The sequence below is a fragment of the Streptomyces sp. NRRL F-5755 genome (assembly GCF_001279365.1).
Lineage (GTDB): Bacteria > Actinomycetota > Actinomycetes > Streptomycetales > Streptomycetaceae > Streptomyces > Streptomyces rimosus.
In genome coordinates, this window is the sequence record NZ_LGCW01000317.1 from 67000 (window position 1) to 87444 (window position 20445).

The 20445-nt window shown below is 72.7% G+C and carries 24 protein-coding genes; 18 read left to right on the forward strand and 6 right to left on the reverse strand.

From position 1 onward, the window contains the following. Window positions 1-4 precede the first annotated feature (4 nt). A complete protein-coding gene (locus ADK86_RS38045; protein WP_053700738.1) occupies window positions 5-907 on the forward strand; it encodes a GNAT family N-acetyltransferase in 903 nt (300 codons plus the stop codon). Window positions 908-912: 5 nt separating this feature from the next. On the opposite strand, the gene ADK86_RS38050 is transcribed toward ADK86_RS38045, so the two are convergent. Further along, complete coding sequence (locus tag ADK86_RS38050) at window positions 913-1614, reverse strand: restriction endonuclease (RefSeq protein WP_053700739.1); 702 nt, start codon at window positions 1612-1614, stop codon at window positions 913-915. A gap of 252 nt (window positions 1615-1866) precedes the next feature. Then, window positions 1867-2250, reverse strand: coding sequence for an MFS transporter (locus tag ADK86_RS38055; RefSeq protein ID WP_053700740.1), 384 nt, complete (start codon window positions 2248-2250; stop codon window positions 1867-1869). A 729-nt stretch (window positions 2251-2979) separates the two neighbouring features. Between ADK86_RS38055 and ADK86_RS38060 the strand changes: the two genes are divergently transcribed. After that, window positions 2980-3165 (forward strand): DUF1737 domain-containing protein, encoded by a 186-nt coding sequence (locus ADK86_RS38060; RefSeq protein WP_030600850.1) that lies wholly within the window; start codon window positions 2980-2982, stop codon window positions 3163-3165. Between the two features lie 51 nt (window positions 3166-3216). Here ADK86_RS38060 and ADK86_RS38065 read toward each other — a convergent pair whose 3' ends face one another. Next, complete coding sequence (locus ADK86_RS38065) at window positions 3217-4407, reverse strand: MFS transporter (protein ID WP_063789187.1); 1191 nt, start codon at window positions 4405-4407, stop codon at window positions 3217-3219. Between the two features lie 166 nt (window positions 4408-4573). On the opposite strand from ADK86_RS38065, the gene ADK86_RS38070 reads away from it, so the two are divergent. Then, window positions 4574-4918, forward strand: coding sequence for an ArsR/SmtB family transcription factor (locus tag ADK86_RS38070; protein ID WP_053700742.1), 345 nt, complete (start codon window positions 4574-4576; stop codon window positions 4916-4918). 14 nt (window positions 4919-4932) lie between these two features. On the opposite strand, the gene ADK86_RS38075 is transcribed toward ADK86_RS38070, so the two are convergent. Beyond that, window positions 4933-5664, reverse strand: coding sequence for a transcriptional regulator (locus tag ADK86_RS38075; RefSeq protein ID WP_078952537.1), 732 nt, complete (start codon window positions 5662-5664; stop codon window positions 4933-4935). Window positions 5665-5798: 134 nt separating this feature from the next. Between ADK86_RS38075 and ADK86_RS38080 the strand changes: the two genes are divergently transcribed. Then, a complete protein-coding gene (locus ADK86_RS38080) occupies window positions 5799-5996 on the forward strand; it encodes a hypothetical protein (RefSeq protein ID WP_053700744.1) in 198 nt (65 codons plus the stop codon). Next, window positions 5993-6223 (forward strand): hypothetical protein, encoded by a 231-nt coding sequence (locus ADK86_RS38085; RefSeq protein ID WP_078952538.1) that lies wholly within the window; start codon window positions 5993-5995, stop codon window positions 6221-6223. Before ADK86_RS38080 ends, ADK86_RS38085 begins: the two co-directional genes overlap by 4 nt. A gap of 37 nt (window positions 6224-6260) precedes the next feature. Here the strand turns inward: ADK86_RS38085 and ADK86_RS38090 are convergent, their stop codons facing one another. Further along, window positions 6261-7433 carry a YihY/virulence factor BrkB family protein gene (locus ADK86_RS38090; protein ID WP_053700745.1) on the reverse strand — a complete coding sequence of 391 codons (1173 nt, stop codon included), beginning with the start codon at window positions 7431-7433 and terminating at the stop codon, window positions 6261-6263. 18 nt (window positions 7434-7451) lie between these two features. Here ADK86_RS38090 and ADK86_RS38095 point away from each other — a divergent pair, with 18 nt between their 5' ends. The 3 genes from ADK86_RS38095 to ADK86_RS38105 all read left to right on the forward strand — a co-directional run bounded on the left by ADK86_RS38095 (window position 7452) and on the right by ADK86_RS38105 (window position 12056). Further along, window positions 7452-9119 carry an acyl-CoA dehydrogenase family protein gene (locus ADK86_RS38095; RefSeq protein WP_053700779.1) on the forward strand — a complete coding sequence of 556 codons (1668 nt, stop codon included), beginning with the start codon at window positions 7452-7454 and terminating at the stop codon, window positions 9117-9119. A gap of 548 nt (window positions 9120-9667) precedes the next feature. After that, the gene (locus ADK86_RS38100) at window positions 9668-10948 is read left to right on the forward strand and encodes a GAF domain-containing protein (protein ID WP_053700746.1); all 1281 of its coding nucleotides are present in this window, start codon (window positions 9668-9670) and stop codon (window positions 10946-10948) included. Between the two features lie 256 nt (window positions 10949-11204). Then, window positions 11205-12056 (forward strand): LLM class flavin-dependent oxidoreductase, encoded by an 852-nt coding sequence (locus ADK86_RS38105; protein ID WP_053700747.1) that lies wholly within the window; start codon window positions 11205-11207, stop codon window positions 12054-12056. A 44-nt stretch (window positions 12057-12100) separates the two neighbouring features. Here ADK86_RS38105 and ADK86_RS38110 read toward each other — a convergent pair whose 3' ends face one another. Beyond that, window positions 12101-12541, reverse strand: a complete 441-nt coding sequence (locus ADK86_RS38110) for a hypothetical protein (protein WP_053700748.1) — start codon at window positions 12539-12541, stop codon at window positions 12101-12103. 45 nt (window positions 12542-12586) lie between these two features. On the opposite strand from ADK86_RS38110, the gene ADK86_RS38115 reads away from it, so the two are divergent. From ADK86_RS38115 to ADK86_RS38150, 10 genes are all read left to right on the forward strand, one after another. Beyond that, a complete protein-coding gene (locus ADK86_RS38115; protein ID WP_053700749.1) occupies window positions 12587-13153 on the forward strand; it encodes a GNAT family N-acetyltransferase in 567 nt (188 codons plus the stop codon). A gap of 161 nt (window positions 13154-13314) precedes the next feature. Then, window positions 13315-13398: a putative leader peptide gene (locus tag ADK86_RS45550; protein WP_312024626.1), complete on the forward strand. Its 84-nt coding sequence runs from the start codon at window positions 13315-13317 to the stop codon at window positions 13396-13398. Window positions 13399-13592: 194 nt separating this feature from the next. Further along, the gene (locus ADK86_RS38120) at window positions 13593-15290 is read left to right on the forward strand and encodes a nitrite/sulfite reductase (RefSeq protein WP_053700750.1); all 1698 of its coding nucleotides are present in this window, start codon (window positions 13593-13595) and stop codon (window positions 15288-15290) included. Further along, on the forward strand, window positions 15287-15484 hold the full coding sequence (locus ADK86_RS38125) for a hypothetical protein (RefSeq protein WP_053700751.1): 198 nt from the start codon (window positions 15287-15289) through the stop codon (window positions 15482-15484). The genes ADK86_RS38120 and ADK86_RS38125 overlap by 4 nt, the downstream gene beginning before the upstream one ends. Next, window positions 15481-16188, forward strand: a complete 708-nt coding sequence (locus ADK86_RS38130) for a phosphoadenylyl-sulfate reductase (protein ID WP_053700752.1) — start codon at window positions 15481-15483, stop codon at window positions 16186-16188. The genes ADK86_RS38125 and ADK86_RS38130 overlap by 4 nt, the downstream gene beginning before the upstream one ends. A gap of 68 nt (window positions 16189-16256) precedes the next feature. Next, window positions 16257-16790 carry an adenylyl-sulfate kinase gene (gene cysC / locus ADK86_RS38135; protein ID WP_053700780.1) on the forward strand — a complete coding sequence of 178 codons (534 nt, stop codon included), beginning with the start codon at window positions 16257-16259 and terminating at the stop codon, window positions 16788-16790. Next, on the forward strand, window positions 16787-17731 hold the full coding sequence (gene cysD / locus ADK86_RS38140; protein WP_053700753.1) for a sulfate adenylyltransferase subunit CysD: 945 nt from the start codon (window positions 16787-16789) through the stop codon (window positions 17729-17731). The genes cysC and cysD overlap by 4 nt, the downstream gene beginning before the upstream one ends. Window positions 17732-17733: 2 nt before the next feature. Further along, entirely contained in the window at window positions 17734-19083 is a 1350-nt protein-coding gene (locus tag ADK86_RS38145; protein WP_053700754.1) for a sulfate adenylyltransferase subunit 1, read from the forward strand. A 1-nt stretch (window position 19084) separates the two neighbouring features. Beyond that, a complete protein-coding gene (locus ADK86_RS41925) occupies window positions 19085-19228 on the forward strand; it encodes a hypothetical protein (protein ID WP_078952540.1) in 144 nt (47 codons plus the stop codon). A 102-nt stretch (window positions 19229-19330) separates the two neighbouring features. Further along, window positions 19331-20437, forward strand: a complete 1107-nt coding sequence (locus ADK86_RS38150) for an ABC transporter substrate-binding protein (protein ID WP_053700755.1) — start codon at window positions 19331-19333, stop codon at window positions 20435-20437. Window positions 20438-20445: the final 8 nt, after the last annotated feature.

Genomic DNA, 20445 nt, shown 5'->3' on the forward strand with positions numbered 1-20445 from the left:
CGGCATGGCCTGGACGCTGAGCACCTCACTGGACGACCTGCGGCTGCCGGCCGGTGACTTCCTCACCGCCGAACCGGCGCTGAACACCGTGCCGCTGACCATCGTGGACCGGCTGGCCAAGGACGGTCCGCACGCGTTCGGCGCGGGGCAGCCGCGGTTCGGGTGGTGGCGGGAGGGGCCGCGGAAGCCGGTGTCCGGGGTGTTCGTACAGACTCCGCCGTTCGGGGTGGTGCTGGGGGCGATGAGCGGGGAGGCCGCCGGCCGCCTGGCGGAGGTGCCGGCGGAGGCGAGTGCCGAGCCCGGGGCGACCGCGGTGCCCTCCGTTCAGGGGCATACGCAGGCGGCCACCGCCTTCGCGCGGGCCTGGGAGCGGGCCACCGGCGGCCGGGCGAAGGTACGGGAGCGCTCACGGCTCTACCGCCTCCGGTCCCTGGCCCGGCCCGAACCGGCCCCGCGCGGCAGCGCCCGGTCCGCCGTCGAGGCCGACCACGCCGTACTGGTGACGTGGCACGAGGCGTTCGCGGCGGAGAGCGGCGCGGGCCGTTCCGGGGCGGGTCGCTCCAGCGCGGACCACGGCGCGCTGGTCCGGCGCCGGACCGCCGAGGGCCTGCTGCACATCTGGGAGGACGGCGGCCGCCCGGTCTCGTTCGCCGGGGTCGGTCCGGTGCTCGGCGGAATGTCGCGGACCGGCCCCGTCTACACGCCGCCCGAGCTGCGTCGCCGTGGCTATGCGAGCGGCATCGTCGCGGCGGGTGCGCGGCATGCCCTGGCGCTGGGCGCGAGGGAGGTCGTGCTCTTCGCCGACCTGGCGAATCCGACCAGCAACTCGATCTATCAGCGGCTCGGTTACGTCCCGGTGCACGACGCGCTCGCCTTGGACCTGGAGCCGGAGGCGGCCGCCGGGTGACCGGGTCAGGCCCAAGGCGCCGCCCCGTCCCCGTTCGCCCAGGCGACCAGCCGTTCCCCGTCGTAGCAGCGGATGCCGCAGGTCGCGGCGTAGTCGGCGGCCGGTTCGGTGAAGATGCTCGTGGTGACGACGGCGGCGACCTCGGCCTCGTGCACCGTGAAGCAGGTGCCGCCGAAGCGCTGTACGTCCTGGGAGCCGACCTTGTTCGTCTCGCCGTACCGCTTGCACTGGATGATGAGCCGCCGGCCGTCGGCCGCGGTGGCCAGCACGTCCGCGCCCAGGTCCCCCGCGCCCCCGACCACCTGGACGTCCCGGCAGCCGTCCCGTTCGCAGAGGCGGGCTATCGCCTGCTCGAAGCCGTCCGCGTCCAGGGCGAGGAAGTCCTCGACACGCCACGGCGCCACATCGGCCGCCTCGGCCTCGACCACCGGCCCGGCCTCCGCGACCGGAGCGGCCTCCGCCATCGCCGCCACCTCCGCCTCGGCCTCCGCCTTCCCCGCCCGCGCCGCCCGCCGCAGCTCACGCAGCCGCGGCATGCCGCGGACCGCCACCACGGCCAGGGCCACGAGCAGCGGGAGGACGACGGCGCCCACACCGAGGGCCGGGCCCGGGTGCGCCACCGCCCACCGGGCCGCTTCCCGTACGGCGAGGAATCCGCCGCAGAGCAGGGCGCCGATCACGGCCAGGACGAACACCGTCCGCCGCATCGGGTAAGCACGGGCACCGGCCCGTACACCGGAACGGGAACCGGATGACACACCGTCAACTCTCCAAGGTGCGGCCACGGGCAGGAGCTCCTTCACTTCCGCGGGACGCGTACGACTGCATCGATCACCTCCTGCCCCACGGAACCCGATCCATGATCATCACTGCCCCGTCACCGGGTCACGGCCGCCTCCCCCGGGCCCGCCCCACGCCTCGCCCGATCCCCCGGCGGGCCATCGGAACCAGCGCGACACTCACCGCCCCCCCACCTGCCCCGCCGGCGCGAACGCGAGAAATCCGAGGCGGTCGTCGCCGCTCGCGGCCAGCGTGCCGCCGAGCCAGGGTCCGGCGACCGCGCCCGTACGGCCGATGCCGGTGACCCAGCCGAGGCCGGTGGCACGGCCGGCGGGCGGGTACACGCGGTCGGCCGCCGCGTACACCATGACCTGCGCGCTGAACAGCCAGACACCGGTGACCGCCACCACCGCGTACGTCAGCCCGAGCGGCAGCCGCGCACTCAGCAGCGCTCCGGCGGCGGTGAGCAGGAACCAGACGGCCGAGACGCGGACCGGGCCGAAGCGGTCGGCGGTACGCCCGGCCACCAGCATGCCGACGATGCCGCCCGCATTGATGATCATGAGGAACCGAGGACGTGAGGCCGTAGCCCGAGGCCCGCATCATCTGCGGCAGCCACGTACTTCCCGTTCGCCACCCCGAACCCCTGTCAATGCCCCGCGCGCCCCTTCCCCGCCCTCCGCCGCCGGCGGTTCCACCGGTCCCGCCCCACCGCTGCGGCCACGGCGCCCACAATGATCAGCACCGCCGCGAACGCGGCCACCGAGATCAGCGGGCCTCCGCCGGTGGCGGGCAGGGCGGGGCGCCCCGCAGGCAGGGAGGCGGGCCCGCCCTCCGTACGGAGACCGGGCCCGGGCGACAGAACCACCGGCTCCGGAAGGCAGTCGCCGGGGGTGGAACACCGGACCGTCCCACCCGTCCCGTCGTACGGCGCCACCGGATCACCAGTCGGTACGGACGCGACCGCGTACCCACCCCCAGAAGAACCGCCCACAAGAACCAGCAGCACAACGAACAGCAACGCGACCAGCCGGCCGGGACGCGGACCCCGCAACCCCCGCGTCGCACAGTAGGAAAATGCGTGCACGGCGCTCTCCTGACGGGCGGTGATATCCGGTTCGCTGCCAGCACTGTGCAGCAAACCCACCGGCCGCACGCCGTCGCTCGCGGCCCGCCGCCGCCCCGATCACCCGTATTCAGCACACGGCAGTGGCCAGCCGGGGTCGTACGCGGGATGCGCACGGCCCCGCCCGCCCGCTCGGCGGGCGAGCGCGTCTGGAATTCTTCTCCTCATGAACACACCACCAGACGGATTACCCGTCTACCGCGTCCTGACCGGACCGGACGATGCCACGTTCTGCCGGCGCGTGAGCGAAATGCTGGAACTCGGTTACGTATTGCACGAAGGCCCGGCCGTCACCTTCAACGGCGAGCGCGTCATCGTCGCCCAGGCGCTGATCTGGCCGGCACGGCCGTAGGGGCCCCGGCCGGGAGCGGCGGGCGCGTTCCGCCCGCGCGGCGCCCGCTGTTCACCGGCCGGCGGGCGCCCGGACGAGGGCGAGGGCCAGAGCGAGCAGCACCGCCAGGCACAGCGCGGCCACCACGCAGGCGAAGTACTGCACAGCAGCGAGCAGGCCGACCGACGCGGCGAGGAGGCCGACGCCGATGACGGGCAGGCCGACGCCGAGGTACATGATCACGTAGAAGCTGGAGAGCACGTCGGCCCGGCGTTCGGCGGGGGCCGCCTGGTTGACCGCGGTCAGGCCGCCCAGGAAGACCAGCCCCTGGCCGATGCCTGCGATCACGGTGGCGGCGAGGAGCAGGGGCAGCGAGGCGAGGCCGCCCGCGAGGGCGAGCAGCACCAGCCCGGCGGCCAGCAGCGGGAGCCCCGCCAGCTCCAGGGCTCGCGCCGGCCTGCCGTAGCCGATCAGCTGGGCGAGGGCGGAGCAGGCCAGCATCAGGGCCACGGCCGCACCGCCCAGGAGCAGGTTGCCGCTGCCCGAGAGCGTGGCGGCGTAGGTGGGCACGAGGGTCAGGAACAGCCCGATCACGGCGAACGCGAGAAAGCCGGCCGTCCCGCTGGTCGCGAACACCGCCCGCATGGCATGCGGGATTCCCGGCCGGCGGGGGCGCCACCGCTTGCCGGAACGCGTCGCGGGCAGCGCGAGAACGGCCGCCGCCGCGGGTACCAGCAAGGCGATCTCGACCGCGTACGGCACGACATACGGCGCCGGGGCGTACTCGGCGAGCAGACCGGCCAGCACGGGGCCGAGTCCCAGCCCGCCCACGGAGGCCACGGTGGAGACCAGCGCCGCCTTGCGGCGGTTGCCGGACGGTTCGAGCTCCGTCAGCGCCGCGGTGAGCGATCCCGAGGCCGCTCCGATGGCGAGGCCCTGGAGCATACGGGCGGCGAACAGCCACCCCGTACCGTCGGCGAGGGCGAAGACCAGCGACCCCAGTACGGCCACGGCCACCGCCGGCAGCAGCACCCTGCGGTGGCCGACCGCGTCCGAGAGCGGGCCGGCGAGCAGCAGACAGGGGATCAGCACGGCCACGTACGCGGCGAAGATCAGCGTGACGACCAGCGGCGAGAACCCGAAGCGCGCCTCGTAGCCCCGGTACAGCGGCGTCGGCAGATTCGTGCCGGTCAGCAGGATCAGCAGCGTGTACGCGGCGCCCCGGAACCGCCATCGCCCTCCGGACGAGGGCCGCCCGTCCAAGGCCGTGTCCGGCGAGCCGGAAACACGGGCACCGCGTGGCGGCCGACTGTCAGCCCGCACGCCAAGGCGATCGATCGACATCCGTTCCTCCCCAAGCATCATGTTCGGAGCCGCCGAACATAGCAGATGTTCGACTTCCCCGAACATGCTTGGGTATCCTGAAAGCATGGCCAGCCGCACCGCGACCGAACTCGTCCACCCCGCCCGCGACCACCTGCGGTTCACCACCGTGCTGGCTGCCCTGAGCGACCCGGTCCGGCTGGCCATCGTCGCCCGCCTCGCCGACGCCGGGCCCGACGGGGAACTGGCGTGCACGACCTTCGCACTGCCGGTCAGCAAGTCCACACAGAGCGGCCACTTCAAAGCCCTGCGGGAAGCCGGCGTCATCCGCCAACGCGACGAGGGCACCCGACGGCTGAACCGACTACGCCGGGACGACCTCGACGCCCGCTTCCCCGGCCTGCTCGACCTCGCCGTCCCGCAGGGGCGCGAAACGATCGCCGGCTGGTGACCGGCACCCTTCCCCTAGGCGGCTACGCGACTCCCCCGTCCCCACAACTCCTCGGCGTGTTCCGCAAACCGGTCGAACATGCCGCCGCCCTCTTGCCTGCGCAGATGCAGCAGCGGCGAATCGTGCCCGACAAGGCGGGCGAGGTGCGGCGTCACGAACGCGTCGTCATCGAAACGGAACACCGAAAGCCCCACGTGATAGACGGCGTCTTCGGGGGCACTGAACCGGACTTCCAGCCCGTCCACCGGCCCCATACGCTCCAGTTGCTCCAGCGTGGTACGAATGCGCGTGGAGACGGTCAGCGTCACATTCTCCGAACGCTCCCGTCCCTGGGTGATTTCCCCCTCAGGATCACCGACCAGGAACCGCACCCGGCACCCCGCCCCGGCCTTCCGCCGCAACGTTTCGGAGAATGCCGGCACCTGCGACCACAGAAAGTAATTCGTGTACCCCGCGAAGAACAGTTCCTTGGCCGCGCCCCTGATCAGCTCGCCCCACACATCGGAAGGGCAGGCGGACCGGTACGGATAGCTGCGCACCAGTTCCCGGTCATGTCCACTCTTGACGCGGTCCTTGGCTGCCTGCGGCCAGATCATCTCTTCACCCACTCCCAACGCCCGACAGGCGTCCTCGCGATTTCGTGCATGGGGTGTCAGTTCCGCGTCGGCCAGCCATCTCTCGACCGTCTTACCGGTGACGCCGACGCGCACGGCAAGGCGACGAGGGCTGAGTCCGGCACTCGTCATAGCCGAGCGTAGGGCGGTGTTCAAGACCCCTCCCCGGGACGTTTGGGCCTTTTCGCGAACGTAGCGCTTCGATGGCCCAACTGTCCCCCGGCCAGGTACGGATTCGTCCTTGAGGGTGTTCCACTCTGCTCGGCATGACCAACCCGACGCGGTACTCCACCGCCCCGATCGTCCTGCCGCTACCGCTGGAGGCGGACCCCGCACCCGTCGACGGCTGCGCAGGCTGCGCCGAACTCGTCAACGTCCGCGAGCGGGCGCGCGCCGTCGGCGATCTGACCACCGTGACCGACTGCAACATCCATCTGCGACGCCACCCGGAGGGCCACCGGTGATCAGCCGCGCCGTGTACCGGTACGTGTCTCATACGATCCGGCACGTGCCGGAAAGCGGCGTCTCCTACGAGACCGTCTGCACCGCCGCCGGCTGCGGCGCCGAGTCCGGACCGCAAGAAAACCAAGACTCAGCTCAGCAATGGGCGCTGCGCCACAGCGGCCGGACCGGTCACCACCTCTTCCGGCGGGTGGTCTCCGACCATGCGCAGGTGACCCGGGCCGAGTAGCCGCCCGTCCGAAGCGGCAACCGGCGCGGCGCTTCCCTCAATTCCGCCGCCTCCTCCTCGCATACGCATACAGCCGGGCCTTGATGTCGACCGGCGGCAGGAACTCGGTCCAGCGTTCGGGGTACTCGGCGGGGGGCGGGGTGTCGTCGTCCTCGGTGTCGTCGTCTTCTTCGTCGTCCGGGTACGGGGGGTCGTCCGTGGCGGTGCTGCCCAGGCCGACGGCGGCGAGGGCGGCGCGTTGGGCGGCGGCCACCTCGCGGGCGCGGTGTTCCTTTTCGGCGCGGCCGGCGGCGGTGGCGACCGAGGGCCATACCCGGTCCAGGGCGGCGTTCATGGCGGCGCCGACCAGGACCGCGAAGGCGGAGACGCCGATCCACAGGAGGACGGCGACCGGTGCGGCGAGGGAGCCGTAGATGGTGGGGCCCTCGACGGTCTGGGTGAGGTAGACGCGCAGCAGCAGGCTGCCCAGTACCCACATGGCGAGGGCGACGACCGCGCCGGGGATGTCCTCGCGCCAGGGTGAGCGTACGGGGACGGACACGTGGTAGAGGGTGGTGAGGAAGGCGACGGAGAGGATGAGGACGACCGGCCAGTACAGGATGCGGATGGCGGTCCCGCTCGCCGGCATCCAGCTGACGACGGTGTCCGGACCGACCACCATCAGCGGCAGCGCCACCGCGCCGACGACCAGCGCGGCCAGGTAGAGCACGAAGGCCAGCAGCCGGGTGCGGACGATGCCGCGCCGCCCGTCCAGCCCGTACATGATCGTGATGGTGTCGACGAAGACGTTGACGGCGCGGGAGCCGGACCACAGGGCGATGGCGAAGCCGAGGGAGATGACGTCCGGGCGGCGGCCGGTGAAGATGTCGTCGAGCAGCGGCCGGGCGATCTCGTTGACGCCCTTGCTGGACAGCAGCGTGTCGGACGCGCTGAGGATGTTCTCGCGGATGTGGTCGATGGTCTCCCGGCCGATCCATGGCTCCATGTAGCCGAGCAGGCCGATGAAGCCGAGGAGCAGCGGCGGCAGCGACAGCAGGCAGAAGAACGCGGCCTCGGCGGCGAGCCCGGTGACGCGGTATTCCATGCAGGAGTTGACGGTGTCCTTCAGCAGCAGCCAGGCGAGGCGGCGTTTGGAGACGTTCCGATACAGGACCCGGGCCCTGTGCAGACGGCCGGACGGCCGCTGCGCTGCTTCTTTCACTGGCTGCACCTCCTTACCGTATCTGCCATGGCAGCCACCACTCATACGGTCACGAACCAGCCTCCGCCGCTGGTCGGGTACGACGTCTTCGCCGCCGACGCGGCGCTCGCCGAGGGCGTCGGGCGGCACGTCCCGCCCGCTCTCCTGGAGGAGGTACGGGGTGAGCTGGGCGAGCTGGGCCGCGCGGCGGGCTCCGCGCACGCGCGGCGCTGGGGCGCGCTGGCCAACGAGCAGCCCCCCGTCCTGCGTACCCACGACCGCTACGGGCACCGGGTGGACGAGGTGGAGTTCCACCCGGCGTGGCACCGGCTGCTGGGACACGCCGTCTCCTCCGGGCTGACCGACGCCTGGTCGCGGCCGGCCGGACACGTACGGCGTACGGCCGGGTTCCTGGTGTGGACGCAGGCCGAGGCGGGCCACGGCTGTCCGCTGTCGATGACGCACGCGGCGGTGCCGGCGCTGCGGGCCGACCCGGCGCTGGCGGCGGAGTGGGAGCCGCTGCTGACCTCGCGGGTGTACGAGCCGGGGCTGCGGCCGGTGGCGGAGAAGCCGGGCGCGCTGGCCGGGATGGCGATGACGGAGAAGCAGGGCGGGAGTGACGTACGGGCGGTGACGACCGTCGCCGAGCCGCTGGCCGCCGACGGGGAGTATGTGCTGACGGGGCACAAGTGGTTCTGTTCGGCGCCGATGTCGGACGCGTTCCTGGTGCTGGCGCGGACGCCCGGGGGTGTGGGAGGAGGGGACGGGCTCAGCTGTTTTCTGCTGCCGCGGGTGCTGCCGGACGGCAGCCGTAACTCCTTCCGCATCCAGCGGCTCAAGGACAAGCTCGGCAACCGCTCCAACGCGTCGGCCGAGGTCGAGTTCGACGGCACCACCTGGGCGCGGCGGGTCGGCGAGGAGGGGCGCGGGGTGGCGACGATCATCGGGATGGTCGCGGCGACCCGGCTGGACTGTGTGACGGGGTCGGCGGCGGTGATGCGGCAGGCGGTGGCGCAGGCGCTGCACCACACCGCGTACCGGCAGGCATTCGGCAGGCCGCTGGCGGACCAGCCGCTGATGCGCAACGTCCTGGCGGACCTGGCGCTGGAGTCCGAGGCGGCGACGGCGCTGGCGCTGCGGCTGGCGGCGGCGTACGACGCGGACACCGAGCAGGAGCGCGCCTTCCTGCGAATGGCGGTACCGGTGGCCAAGTACTGGGTGACCAAGCGCTGCACCCCGGTGGCCGCCGAGGCGCTGGAGTGCCTGGGCGGCAACGGCTACGTGGAGGAGTCCGGCATGCCGCGGCTGCTGCGCGAGTCGCCGCTGAACTCCATCTGGGAGGGGTCGGGCAACATCCAGGCCCTGGACGTGCTGCGGGCGCTGCGCCGCGAACCGGCGGCGCTGCACGCGTTCCTGACGGAGATCGGCACCGCACGGGGCGCCGACCACCGCCTGGACGCCGCGATCAAGGAGATGCTCACCGAACTGGCCGACCTGGAGGGCATCGAGGCCCGCGCCCGGCGGCTGGCGGAGCGGATGGCACTGGTGCTACAGGGTTCGCTGCTGGTCCGGTACGCGCCGCCCGAGGTCGCCGACGCGTTCTGCGCCTCGCGCCTGGGCGCCGACCACGGCGCCTCGTTCGGCACCCTGCCGCCCACGCTCGGCCTGCGCGCCATCGTGGAACGGGCGCGGCCGGTGGTGGACGGCCGAGGGTGAGGGCGGCGTACCCGTGCCGCCGCACGACCGGAGAAACCGGAGAAAGTGCGGTGGCGGACCCCGTTCCCTGAAGAGGGGGGTGGGGTCCGAGGTCCGCCACCGCGTTTGCGGGAAGCGGTGCCGCGCCGACCCGGCACCGCTTCCCGGACTCGGACCGGCTCTCGGAGCCGGCCCTCAGGGCCTGTTCCCGCCCGTGTGTGCGGCGTCCCGGCCGCCACGGCGGGGTCCGCGGCCGCGGCCGCCGGAAGGTGACGGCATCCGGCGGCCGGCGCCGGGGCGCCGGCGGCGGGGCGGGACGCCGCGGGGCCGCGCGGGTCGCGCGGCGCGGGCAGTACGGAGGCCGTGCGCCGCATCGGCCACGACGACGTGAGGAGTGCTGTTCACCATGGCGCTGCCCCCTCTCCGTACTGCCGGTCACCTTCCTCGCCCCCGTCATACGCCACAACAGTTGCAGCCCGTTGCAACCAATTGGCGCAATCCCCCGTTCGGACCGGCCCGGTGACGGCACCATGGGCGCAACCGCGGACAGTGCACTACGGAGAGACAGCGTGAGCGACAGACCGATCGACATGGGTATCTGGTCGGCCCAGGAGATACGCGCGACGACGCGCCGGCTCGCCTCGGTCCGTGAGGCCGCGCTGTGCGGTGAGCGGACGGCCACCGCGCCCCGCGCGGTGATCTGCGAGTCGTGGCGCCGGGCGCTCGGCTCCGGCGTCGATCCCGACCGGGACCGCAGGGAGCGCCCGCTGAGCGTGGAGGAGCTGGAGCACCGGCGGCACAGCTCGCAGCTCGCGTCGCTGCTGCCGCTGTTCAACAGCGGTCTGCTGCCGGCCGTGGACGCCGCCCAGCAGATCATGGTCGTCGCGGACGGCGAGGGCCGGGTGCTGTGGCGGGAGGGCTGCGCCGCGGTACGGCGGATGGCCGACCGGCACGGCTTCGACAAGGGCGCGGACTGGACCGAGGAGGTCGTCGGCACCAACGCCATCGGGACCGCGCTGGTGGCCCGCCGCCCCGTCCTGGTGCACACCACCGAGCACTTCGTACGCACCCACCACCAGTGGACGTGCGCCGCGGCGCCGCTGCACGACCCGCGCGACGGGCGGCTGCTGGGCATCGTGGACGTCAGCGGCCCGGCGCACACCTTCCACCCCACGGTGCTGTCGCTGGTCACCGCGGTGGCCCGGCTCGCGGAGGGCGAGCTGCGCGAGCGGCACCACGGCGCGCTGGACCGGCTGCGGGCGAGCGCCGCCCCCGTACTGGCCCGGCTCGGCGGGCAGGCGCTGGCCGTGGACAAGGACGGCTGGACGGCCGCGGTGACCGGGCTGGCCCCGCCGGACCGGGTCGCGCTCCCCAAGTCCCCCGAGGCCGGGCCGCTGTGGCTGCCGCGCTACGGCATGTGCACGCTTGAACCGCTGCCCGGCGGCTGGCTGATCCGCGTCGGCGCGCCGCCGGGCGACGAGCCCCGGCCCAGCCGGGTGCTGCTGGACCTCAGCAGCCGCGCCCGGCCCGCGGTCACGGTCACCGGCCCGGCGGGCAGCTGGTCGCACGAGCTGAGCCCGCGCCACGCCGAGGTGCTGTTCGTGCTGGCGCACCGGCCGCAGGGGCGCAGCGCCGCCGACCTGGCGCAGGACCTGTTCGGGGACCGCGGCCGCACGGTGACGGTACGGGCCGAACTGTCGCGGCTGCGCCGCCACCTCGCGAGCGTGCTGGCGCACCGCCCGTACCGCTTCGCCGACGGGGTGGACGTCGAGCTGCGCCTGCCGCCGCGCCCGGTGGACCTGCTGCCGCACTCGACGGCACCGGCGGTGGTGGCGGCGCGGCTCGGGTGACCGTGGTGGGGCAGCCGGATCGCTACGGGGGCGTCCGGCCAGCGCGCCGTCCGCCCCATAAATCCCGCGCGCCGTCCGTCCCATAAATACGGTGCGGCCCCGCGCACCCCTCGGGTAACCTCATCCCGCTTCGAACATCAGCTCCCCAGGAGGACCGTCGCAGAACGGGAGCGACCCACGCCACAGCGCGCGTGCGGCCAAGTGAGCGGGCGACACGACATTTCGCGATCGACCCTGCCCTCCTGGAGGACCTGTCATGTCTGTCGGCCTCGGCCTGCCCATCGGCGACCCCGCGACCCTGCTGACCTGGGCCCGGCGCGCCGACGCCGCCCCGTTCCGCAGCATCGCGCTGCTCGACCGGCTGGCGTACGGCAACCCCGAACCGCTGATCACCCTGGCCGCCCTCGCCGGCGCCACCTCCCGTGTCCGGCTGCAGACCGAGGTGCTGCTCGCGCCGCTGCACCGCACCGCGCTGCTCGCCAAGCAGGCCGCCACGCTCGACCTGCTGTCCGGCGCCCGCTTCACGCTCGGCATCGGGCTGGGCGGGCGCGCGGACGACTACGCGGCCGTGGGTGTCGACCAGCGCACCCGCGGCCGGCGGCTGGACGGCCAGATGGCCCGGCTGCGGTCCGTCTGGGCCGGTGAGCCGTACGGCGCGGACGTCGGACCGATCGGCCCGGCCCCGGCCCGTGCCGGCGGCCCGGAGGTCCTGTTCGGCGGCTTCGTGCCGGCCGTGATCCGGCGGGTGGCCCGCTGGGGCGACGGCTTCCTCGGCGCGGCGCTGCCCGCCCCCATGATGGACGGGCTGTTCCGCAAGATGGAGGCGGCCTGGGACGAGGCGGGGCGGCCCGGCCGTCCCCGGCTGGTGGCCCAGGTGAACGTGGCGCTCGGCCCGGAGGCCGTCCTCGACGAGGCCCGGCGCGAGGCGCGCGCGTACTACGGCCCGTTCGAGTACACCGACCACGTCGTGAACGGCCTGCTCACCACGGAACGGCAGCTCCGCGACGCGGTGGCCGCGTTCCGCGCCATCGGCGCCGACGAGGTCATGCTCTACTGCTGGGCCACCGACCCGGACCAGGTGGACCGCATCGCGGACGCGGTGCTGTGATCCGGCCGGGCCGCGCGGGCGGATGCCGTGCGGCCCGGTCACGGTCAGCCGAGGGCAGGGTGCGCGAGGTCCAGCGTCAGCCGGTTTCCCCAGTCGTTGGTGAACACGGCGTGCGTGCCCTCGTAGCGCACCCCGACGAACGGGTTGGAGTGGAACATCACGGCGACCCACCGCAACGAGCGGCCGGCGTCGAGACGGGCGAGGTGGCCGATGTTGCCCATTCCGCCGCCACCGCCGGAGAGCCACCCCGTTCCGTCCGGCAGCGGGCTCTCGAAGCACGTGTCCGCCTCGTCGGTGCCGTCTTCCTCGATGGCCTGAGCGACATCGAACGGCTCCCCGATACGGAACGGAATCGGCTGCCCGGCATCCGGGTGGTAGGCCCCCGGACCTGCGACATACAGCTCCGAGCCGGTGTCGTCCGGCCGGTACAGCCCGTCGCGGAGCGGCATTTCCCCGGTGTTCCACAGTTGTCCGACCCGTCCCATGCCCCGTCCCCCGTCCCCTCGTCAGGGCTGTGATGTGCTGCCCCCATGACCATCACCGTAACCACCTGGCACCTCGAACAGACCGCACCCGGCGACCTCGCCCCGGCTGCCGCTCCCCCGGCGGAGCAACGGGTGGACATCGCCCGTGCGGAGGTGGCGTCTCCCGAGTTCAGCCGTTTCCTGTACACGTCCGTCGGTGGGGACATCGCGTGGACGGACCGGCTGGGGTGGTCGCCCGCGCGGTGGCGGGAGTTCCTGGAGCGGCCGGGCGTGGAGACCTGGGTGGCGTACGAGCGGGGGACGCCGGCCGGGTACATCGAGCTGGACGCGCAGCCCGAAGGGGTCGTGGAAATCAGCTATTTCGGTCTCCTGCCGGCGTTCCGCGGCCGTCGCATAGGAGGGCACCTGCTGGCGTACGGTACAGCGCGCGCCTGGGATCTGGCCGGGCGGTGGCCGGAGCGGGCGAAGACGCGGCGGGTGTGGGTGCACACGTGCAGCCAGGACGGCCCGCACGCGCTGGACAACTACCGGCGGCGGGGCTTCCGGGTGTTCGCGACCGAGGTGACCGAGGAGCCGGAGGCGCCCGCTCCGGGTCCGTGGCCGGGCGTCTGAGCGGAGGCGAGGACTCCCGCCGGCGGGGGGAGGGCCAGGGCCCCGAGGCCCCTCCCCCCGCCGGCGTGACCGGCGTCACATTGTCTCGCCTTACGGGACACTCTTGTCCATACTCCGGACGGCGGTGGACTGGCTCAAGAGCGCCGTGACACGCTTCCGTCATGTCTACAGCTGGAATTGCCTTGGTGAGTCGGCGGCACGTCGACCTCGGCCGCATGTCCAGCGCCATCTGTCCGGCGGGCTGACAGTCTCAGCAACGTCATTCCTTTTCGCCGTCCCCATCGCCGCGGACGCGCGGGCACCCTGATCCGACCTGCCCCGGACACCCTCTCACCCGCACCTCGCACCGCTCCGTGCCGAGGCACGTCTTCGCAGGTCATCGCAGGGCTGCCGCTGCCCGCTCCCGCCCTCACCGAGCCGCCCAGAAGGACGTACCGCCATGGCCGCCACCTCCGATCGACCCAGCCCCGCCACGACCCGCCGCAAGGCCGGACGCCACCGCGGGGAGGGGCAGTGGGCCGTAGGTCACTTCACGCCGCTGAACGGCAACGAGCAGTTCAAGAAGGACGACGACGGTCTCAATGTGCGGACACGTATTGAGACGGTCTACGCGAAGACCGGGTTCGCCTCCATCGACCCCAACGACCTGCGCGGCCGGATGCGCTGGTGGGGCCTGTACACCCAGCGCAAGCCCGGGATCGACGGCGGCAAGACCGCGGTCCTGGAGCCCGAGGAGCTGGAGGACGAGTACTTCATGCTGCGGGTGCGCGTCGACGGCGGGCGGCTGAGCGTCGCGCAACTGCGGGCCATCGGCGAGGTCTCCCAGGAGTACGCGCGCGGCACCGCGGACATCACCGACCGGCAGAACATCCAGCTGCACTGGGTGCGCATCGAGGACGTCCCGGCGATCTGGCAGAAGCTGGAGTCGGTGGGCCTGTCGACGACCGAGGCGTGCGGCGACTGCCCGCGCGTCATCATCGGTTCGCCGGTCGCCGGCATCGCGGCGGACGAGATCATCGACGGGTCGTCCGCGATCGAGGAGATCGAGCGGCGCTTCATCGGCAGCAAGGAGTTCTCCAACCTGCCGCGCAAGTTCAAGACGGCGATCTCCGGGTCGCCGGTACAGGACGTGGTGCACGAGATCAACGACGTCGCGTTCGTGGGCGTCGAGCACCCCGAGCACGGCCCCGGCTTCGACCTCTGGGTGGGCGGCGGCCTGTCCACCAACCCCCGGCTCGGCGAACGCCTGGGCGCGTGGGTGCCGTTGGCGGAGGTGCCCGACGCGTGGGCCGGTGTCGTCGGGATCTTCCGCGACTACGGCTACCGGCGGCTGCGCAACCGCGCCCGGCTGAAGTTCCTGATGGCGGACTGGGGTCCGGAGAAGTTCCGGCAGGTACTGGAGGACGAGTACCTCAAGCGGAAGCTGATCGACGGCCCGGCGCCGGCCGAGCCCAGCAGCCGCTGGCGCGACCACATCGGGGTGCACCGCCAGAAGGACGGCCGCTTCTACGTGGGTTTCGCGCCGCGCGTCGGCCGGGTGGACGGTGCCACCCTCGTCAAGGTCGCCGACCTGGCCGCGGCCCATGGCTCGGACCGTCTGAACACCACCGTCGAGCAGAAGATGATCATCCTCGACGTGGCGGAGGACCAGGTCGAGCCGCTGGTCGCGGGGCTGGAGGCGCTGGACTTCCAGGTCCGCCCGTCGCCCTTCCGGCGCGGCACGATGGCCTGCACCGGCATCGAGTTCTGCAAGCTGGCCATCGTCGAGACGAAGGGCCGCGGCGCCGCGCTCATCGACGAGCTGGAGCGCCGGATGCCGGACTTCGAGGAGCCCATCACCATCAACCTCAACGGCTGCCCGAACGCCTGCGCCCGCATCCAGACCGCGGACATCGGCCTCAAGGGCCAGCTGGTGCTGGACGCCGACGGCAACCAGGTGGAGGGCTACCAGGTGCACCTGGGCGGCGCGCTCGGCCTCCAGGCGGGCTTCGGCCGCAAGGTCCGCGGCCTGAAGGTCACCGCGGCGGAGCTACCGGACTACGTGGAGCGGGTGCTGACCAACTTCCAGGAGCAGCGCGAGGCGGGCGAGCGGTTCGCCACCTGGGCCGCCCGCGCGGACGAGGGAGCGCTGAAGTGAGCGAGCGGGCCGCGCCGTTCTACTGCCCGTACTGCGGCGACGAGGACCTGCGCCCTTCCGAGGAAGGACACGGCTCGTGGGAATGCGGGGCGTGCAGCCGCGCGTTCCGGCTCTCGTTCCTCGGGCTGCTGGCCAAGGGCGTCGCCGCCCCGGCCGCGCAGACCGTCAACCGCCAAGGGAGCAACGGAATATGACGGCGACTCAGCACCGTACGGAAGACGAACTGGCCGCGCTCGCCGAGCGGGCCGGACGCGACCTGGAGGACGCCTCCCCGCTGGAGATCCTCACCTGGGCCGCGGAGACCTTCGGCAACCGCTTCTGCGTCACCTCCTCCATGGAGGACGCGGTCGTGGCCCACCTGGCCTCGCGCGCCTTCCCCGGCGTGGACGTGGTCTTCCTCGACACCGGCTATCACTTCCCGGAGACCATCGGCACCCGCGACGCGGTGGAGGCGGTGATGGACGTCCACGTCATCACCCTCACCCCGCGGCAGACGGTGGCCGAGCAGGACGCCGAGTACGGGCCGAAGCTGCACGACCGGGACCCGGACCTGTGCTGCGCGCTGCGCAAGGTCGAGCCGCTGGAAGAGGGCCTGGCCGGGTACGACGCCTGGGCCACCGGGCTGCGCCGCGACGAGTCGCCGACCCGCGCGGACACCCCCGTGGTGGGCTGGGACGCGCGGCGCCGCAAGGTGAAGATCGCGCCGATCGCGCGCTGGACGCAGGACGACGTGGACGCGTATGTGGCCGAGCACGGCGTGCTGATCAATCCGCTGCTGACCGACGGCTATGCCTCGGTCGGCTGCGCGCCCTGCACCCGCCGGGTGCTGGCGGGCGAGGACGCGCGGGCCGGCCGCTGGGCCGGCCGCGACAAGACCGAATGCGGGCTGCACGGATGAGCGGCCCCGGGGTGTCCGGCCACGGTGCGCCGGACCACGAGGACATACAGGACCTTCGGGAGCGAAAGATGACGGGCGCCACGGTGTGGCTGACCGGACTGCCCAGTGCCGGCAAGACCACGATCGCCTACGCGCTGGCGGAGCGGCTGCGGGGCGAGGGCCACCGCGTCGAGGTGCTGGACGGCGACGAGATCCGCGAGTTCCTCTCGGCGGGGCTGGGCTTCAGCCGGGAGGACCGGCACACCAACGTGCAGCGCATCGGCTTCGTCGCCGAACTCCTGGCGAGCAACGGCGTCAAGGCACTGGTGCCGGTGATCGCGCCGTACGCGGACTCGCGGGAGGCGGTGCGCAAGCGCCACCAGCGCGAGGGCACGCCGTACCTGGAGATCCATGTGGCCACGCCGGTCGAGGTCTGCTCCGAGCGGGACGTGAAGGGCCTGTACGCGAAGCAGGCGGCCGGCGAGATCTCCGGGCTGACCGGCGTCGACGATCCGTACGAGGAGCCCGAGTCGCCCGATCTGCGGCTCGTGACGCACGACCGGACCGTGCAGGAGTCCGCGGCGGCGCTGCACGCGCTGCTCACCGAGAGGGGACTGGCATGACGACCGCCGCAGCCCTGAGCGAGAGCACCGGGGACGCCGACAACCCGTACGCGCTCAGCCACCTGGACGCGCTGGAGTCCGAGGCGGTGCACATCTTCCGCGAGGTGGCGGGCGAGTTCGAGCGGCCGGTGATCCTTTTCTCCGGCGGCAAGGACTCGATCGTCATGCTGCACCTGGCGCTGAAGGCGTTCGCGCCCGCGCCGGTGCCGTTCGCGCTGCTGCACGTGGACACCGGGCACAACTTCCCCGAGGTGCTGGACTACCGCGACCGTACGGTGGCCCGGCACGGGCTGCGGCTGCACGTCGCCTCCGTACAGGACTTCATCGACCGCGGCGAGCTGCGGGAGCGCCCGGACGGCACCCGTAACCCCCTCCAGACGGTGCCGCTGCTGCACGCCATCGAGTCGAACCGCTTCGACGCGGTGTTCGGCGGCGGGCGGCGCGACGAGGAGAAGGCGCGCGCCAAGGAGCGGGTGTTCTCGCTGCGCGACGAGTTCGGCGGCTGGGACCCGCGCCGCCAGCGCCCCGAGCTGTGGCAGCTCTACAACGGCCGCCACTCCCCCGGCGAGCACGTCCGCGTCTTCCCGCTGTCCAACTGGACCGAGCTGGACGTCTGGCAGTACATCGCCCGCGAGAAGATCGAACTGCCCGCCATCTACTACGCCCACGAGCGCGAGGTCTTCGCCCGGGGCGGCATGTGGCTGGCGCCCGGCGAGTGGGGCGGCCCCAAAGACGGCGAGAGGGTCGAGACCCGCCTGGTCCGCTACCGCACCGTCGGTGACATGTCCTGCACCGGCGCCGTCGACTCCGACGCGGCCACCATCGAGGCCGTCATCGCGGAGATCGCCGCCTCCCGGCTCACCGAGCGGGGCGCGACGCGGGCCGACGACAAGCTGTCCGAGGCCGCCATGGAGGACCGTAAGCGCGAGGGGTACTTCTAACCATGAGCACGATTGTCGACCCGGTCGACGTGGCCGCCACGGCCACCTCACTGCTGCGCTTCGCCACCGCCGGCTCGGTGGACGACGGCAAGTCCACCCTGGTCGGGCGGCTGCTGCACGACTCGAAGTCGGTACTGGCCGACCAGCTCGAAGCGGTCGAGCGGGCCTCGCTGGGCCGCGGCCAGGAGGCCCCGGACCTGGCGCTGCTGACGGACGGGCTGCGGGCCGAGCGGGAGCAGGGCATCACCATCGATGTCGCCTACCGCTACTTCGCCACGCCCCGGCGGCGGTTCATCCTCGCCGACACGCCCGGCCATGTGCAGTACACGCGCAACATGGTGACCGGCGCGTCCACCGCCGAGCTGGCCGTGGTGCTGGTCGACGCCCGCAACGGCGTCGTCGAGCAGACCCGCCGGCACGCCGCCGTCGCCGCGCTGCTGCGCGTCCCGCACGTCGTGCTGGCCGTCAACAAGATGGACCTGGTGGACTACGCCGAGCCGGTCTTCGCGGCGATCGCCGAGGAGTTCACCACGTACGCCGCGTCCCTGGGCGTCCCGGAGATCACCACCATCCCGATCTCCGCGCTGGCGGGCGACAACGTGGTGACCCCGTCCACGAACATGGACTGGTACGGCGGCCCGACGGTGCTGGAACACCTGGAGACCGTCCCCGTCGTGGCCGACCCCTCCGAGGACCCGGCGCGCTTCCCGGTGCAGTACGTCATCCGCCCGCAGACCCCCGAACTGCCCGACTACCGCGGCTACGCGGGCCAGGTCGCCTCCGGCGTGCTGCGCGTCGGCGACGCGGTGACGGTGCTGCCGTCGGGCCGTACGAGCACCATCGAGGCGCTGGACGTACTGGGCCAGGCGGTGGACGTGGCCTGGGCGCCGCAGTCGGTGACCGTACGGCTCGCCGACGACCTGGACATCTCGCGCGGCGACCTGATCGCCCCGGCCGCCACTGCGCCCGCCACCACTCAGGACGTCGAGGCGACCGTCTGCCACGTCGCCGACCGGCCGCTGAAGACGGGCCAGCGGGTGCTGCTCAAGCACACCACCCGTACGGTCAAGGCGATCGTCAAGGACATCCCGTCCCGGCTGACGCTGGCCGACCTCTCCCAGCACCCGGCCCCCGGCGAGCTGGCCGCCAACGACATCGGCCGGGTCGTGCTGCGCACCGCCGAGCCCCTGGCCCTGGACCCGTACGCCGACTCCCGGCGCACCGGATCGTTCCTGCTCATCGATCCGGCGGACGGCACCACGCTGACCGCGGGCATGGCCGGGTCCGCGTTCGCCGAGGCGGCCGAGGCCGCGGCGGCACACGCCGACGACGACGCGGAATGGGACTTCTGACATGACCGGATCCCTGGCCCTGGACGCCTTCGCGACCTTCGCGGACGCCTTCTCGACGTTCGCGAAGGAGGGCGGCCGGATCGGCAGCGGAGCCCTGGGCAGCGGCCAGGGCGGGGTCGGGCGATGTGCGGGCCGCCGCCGATGACGTACCGCCGTATGCCCCCCACGCCCCCCTTCCGACATCCCACCGCTCTGCCGGGCCCGCCGTAGGCGCTCGCCGCCCGGCCCTCCGAGAGGACCCCCTCCCGTGCCTGCCGTACGACGCCGCCGCCTCCTCGCGGCCGCCGCCACCGTCCCCCTCCTGCTGGGCGCGCTCGGAGCGTGCGGCTACGGGTCCCGCGCCAAGCAGGACAGCCAGGGGGCGGTCGAGGCGAAGGGCCCGAAGACCGACGGGCTCGACCAGGTGAAGGTCGGCTACTTCGCCAACACCACGCACGCCACCGCGCTGGTCGGCGACCAGAAGGGGTTCTTCCAGAAGGAGCTGGGCGGTACGAAGTTCGCGCCGTCGGTCTTCAACGCGGGCCCGGCCGAGATCGAGGCGCTGAACTCCGGCGCCATCGACATCGGCTGGATCGGCCCGTCCCCCGCGATCAACGGCTGGACCACCTCCAAGGGCAAGAGCCTGAAGATCATCTCCGGTTCGGCGTCCGGCGGCGTGTCGCTGGTGGTGAATCCCAAGAAGATCAAGAGCCTGGACGACCTCAAGGGCAGGACCATCGCCACCCCGCAGCTGGGCAACACCCAGGACGTGGCGCTGCTCAACTACCTGGCCGAGAAGGGCTACCAGGTCGACGCCACCACCGGCAAGGGCGACGTGACCGTGCAGCGCACCGAGAACAAGGTCACCCCCGTCGCCTTCCGGCAGGGCAGCATCGACGCCGCGTGGGTGCCCGAGCCGACCGCGTCCAAGCTGGTCGCCGAGGGCGGCAAGGTGCTGCTGGACGAGAAGAAGCTGTGGAAGGACGGCAAGTTCGTCATCACGAACGTGATCGTCTCGCAGAAGTTCCTCAAGGAGCACCCGAAGGCCGTCGAGGCGGTGCTGCGCGGTTCGGTCAGGACCAACACGTACATCAGGACCCACCCCGCCGAGGCCAAGCGGGCGCTCAACGACAAGCTGGCCACCGCGTCCGGCAAGGCGCTGCCGCCCGACGTCATCGACCCGGCGTTCCGCAACACCGACGTCACCGACGACCCGCTGGCCGCCACCCTCCAGCAGGAGGCCGACCACGCGGTCCGGGCCGGTCTGCTGAAGAAGCCCGCCCTGAAGGGCATCTACGACCTGACGCTGCTCAACAAGGTGCTCAAGGCCGAGGGCAAGCCGGCCGTCGACGACGCCGGTCTCGGCGCCGAGTAGTCCGCCGC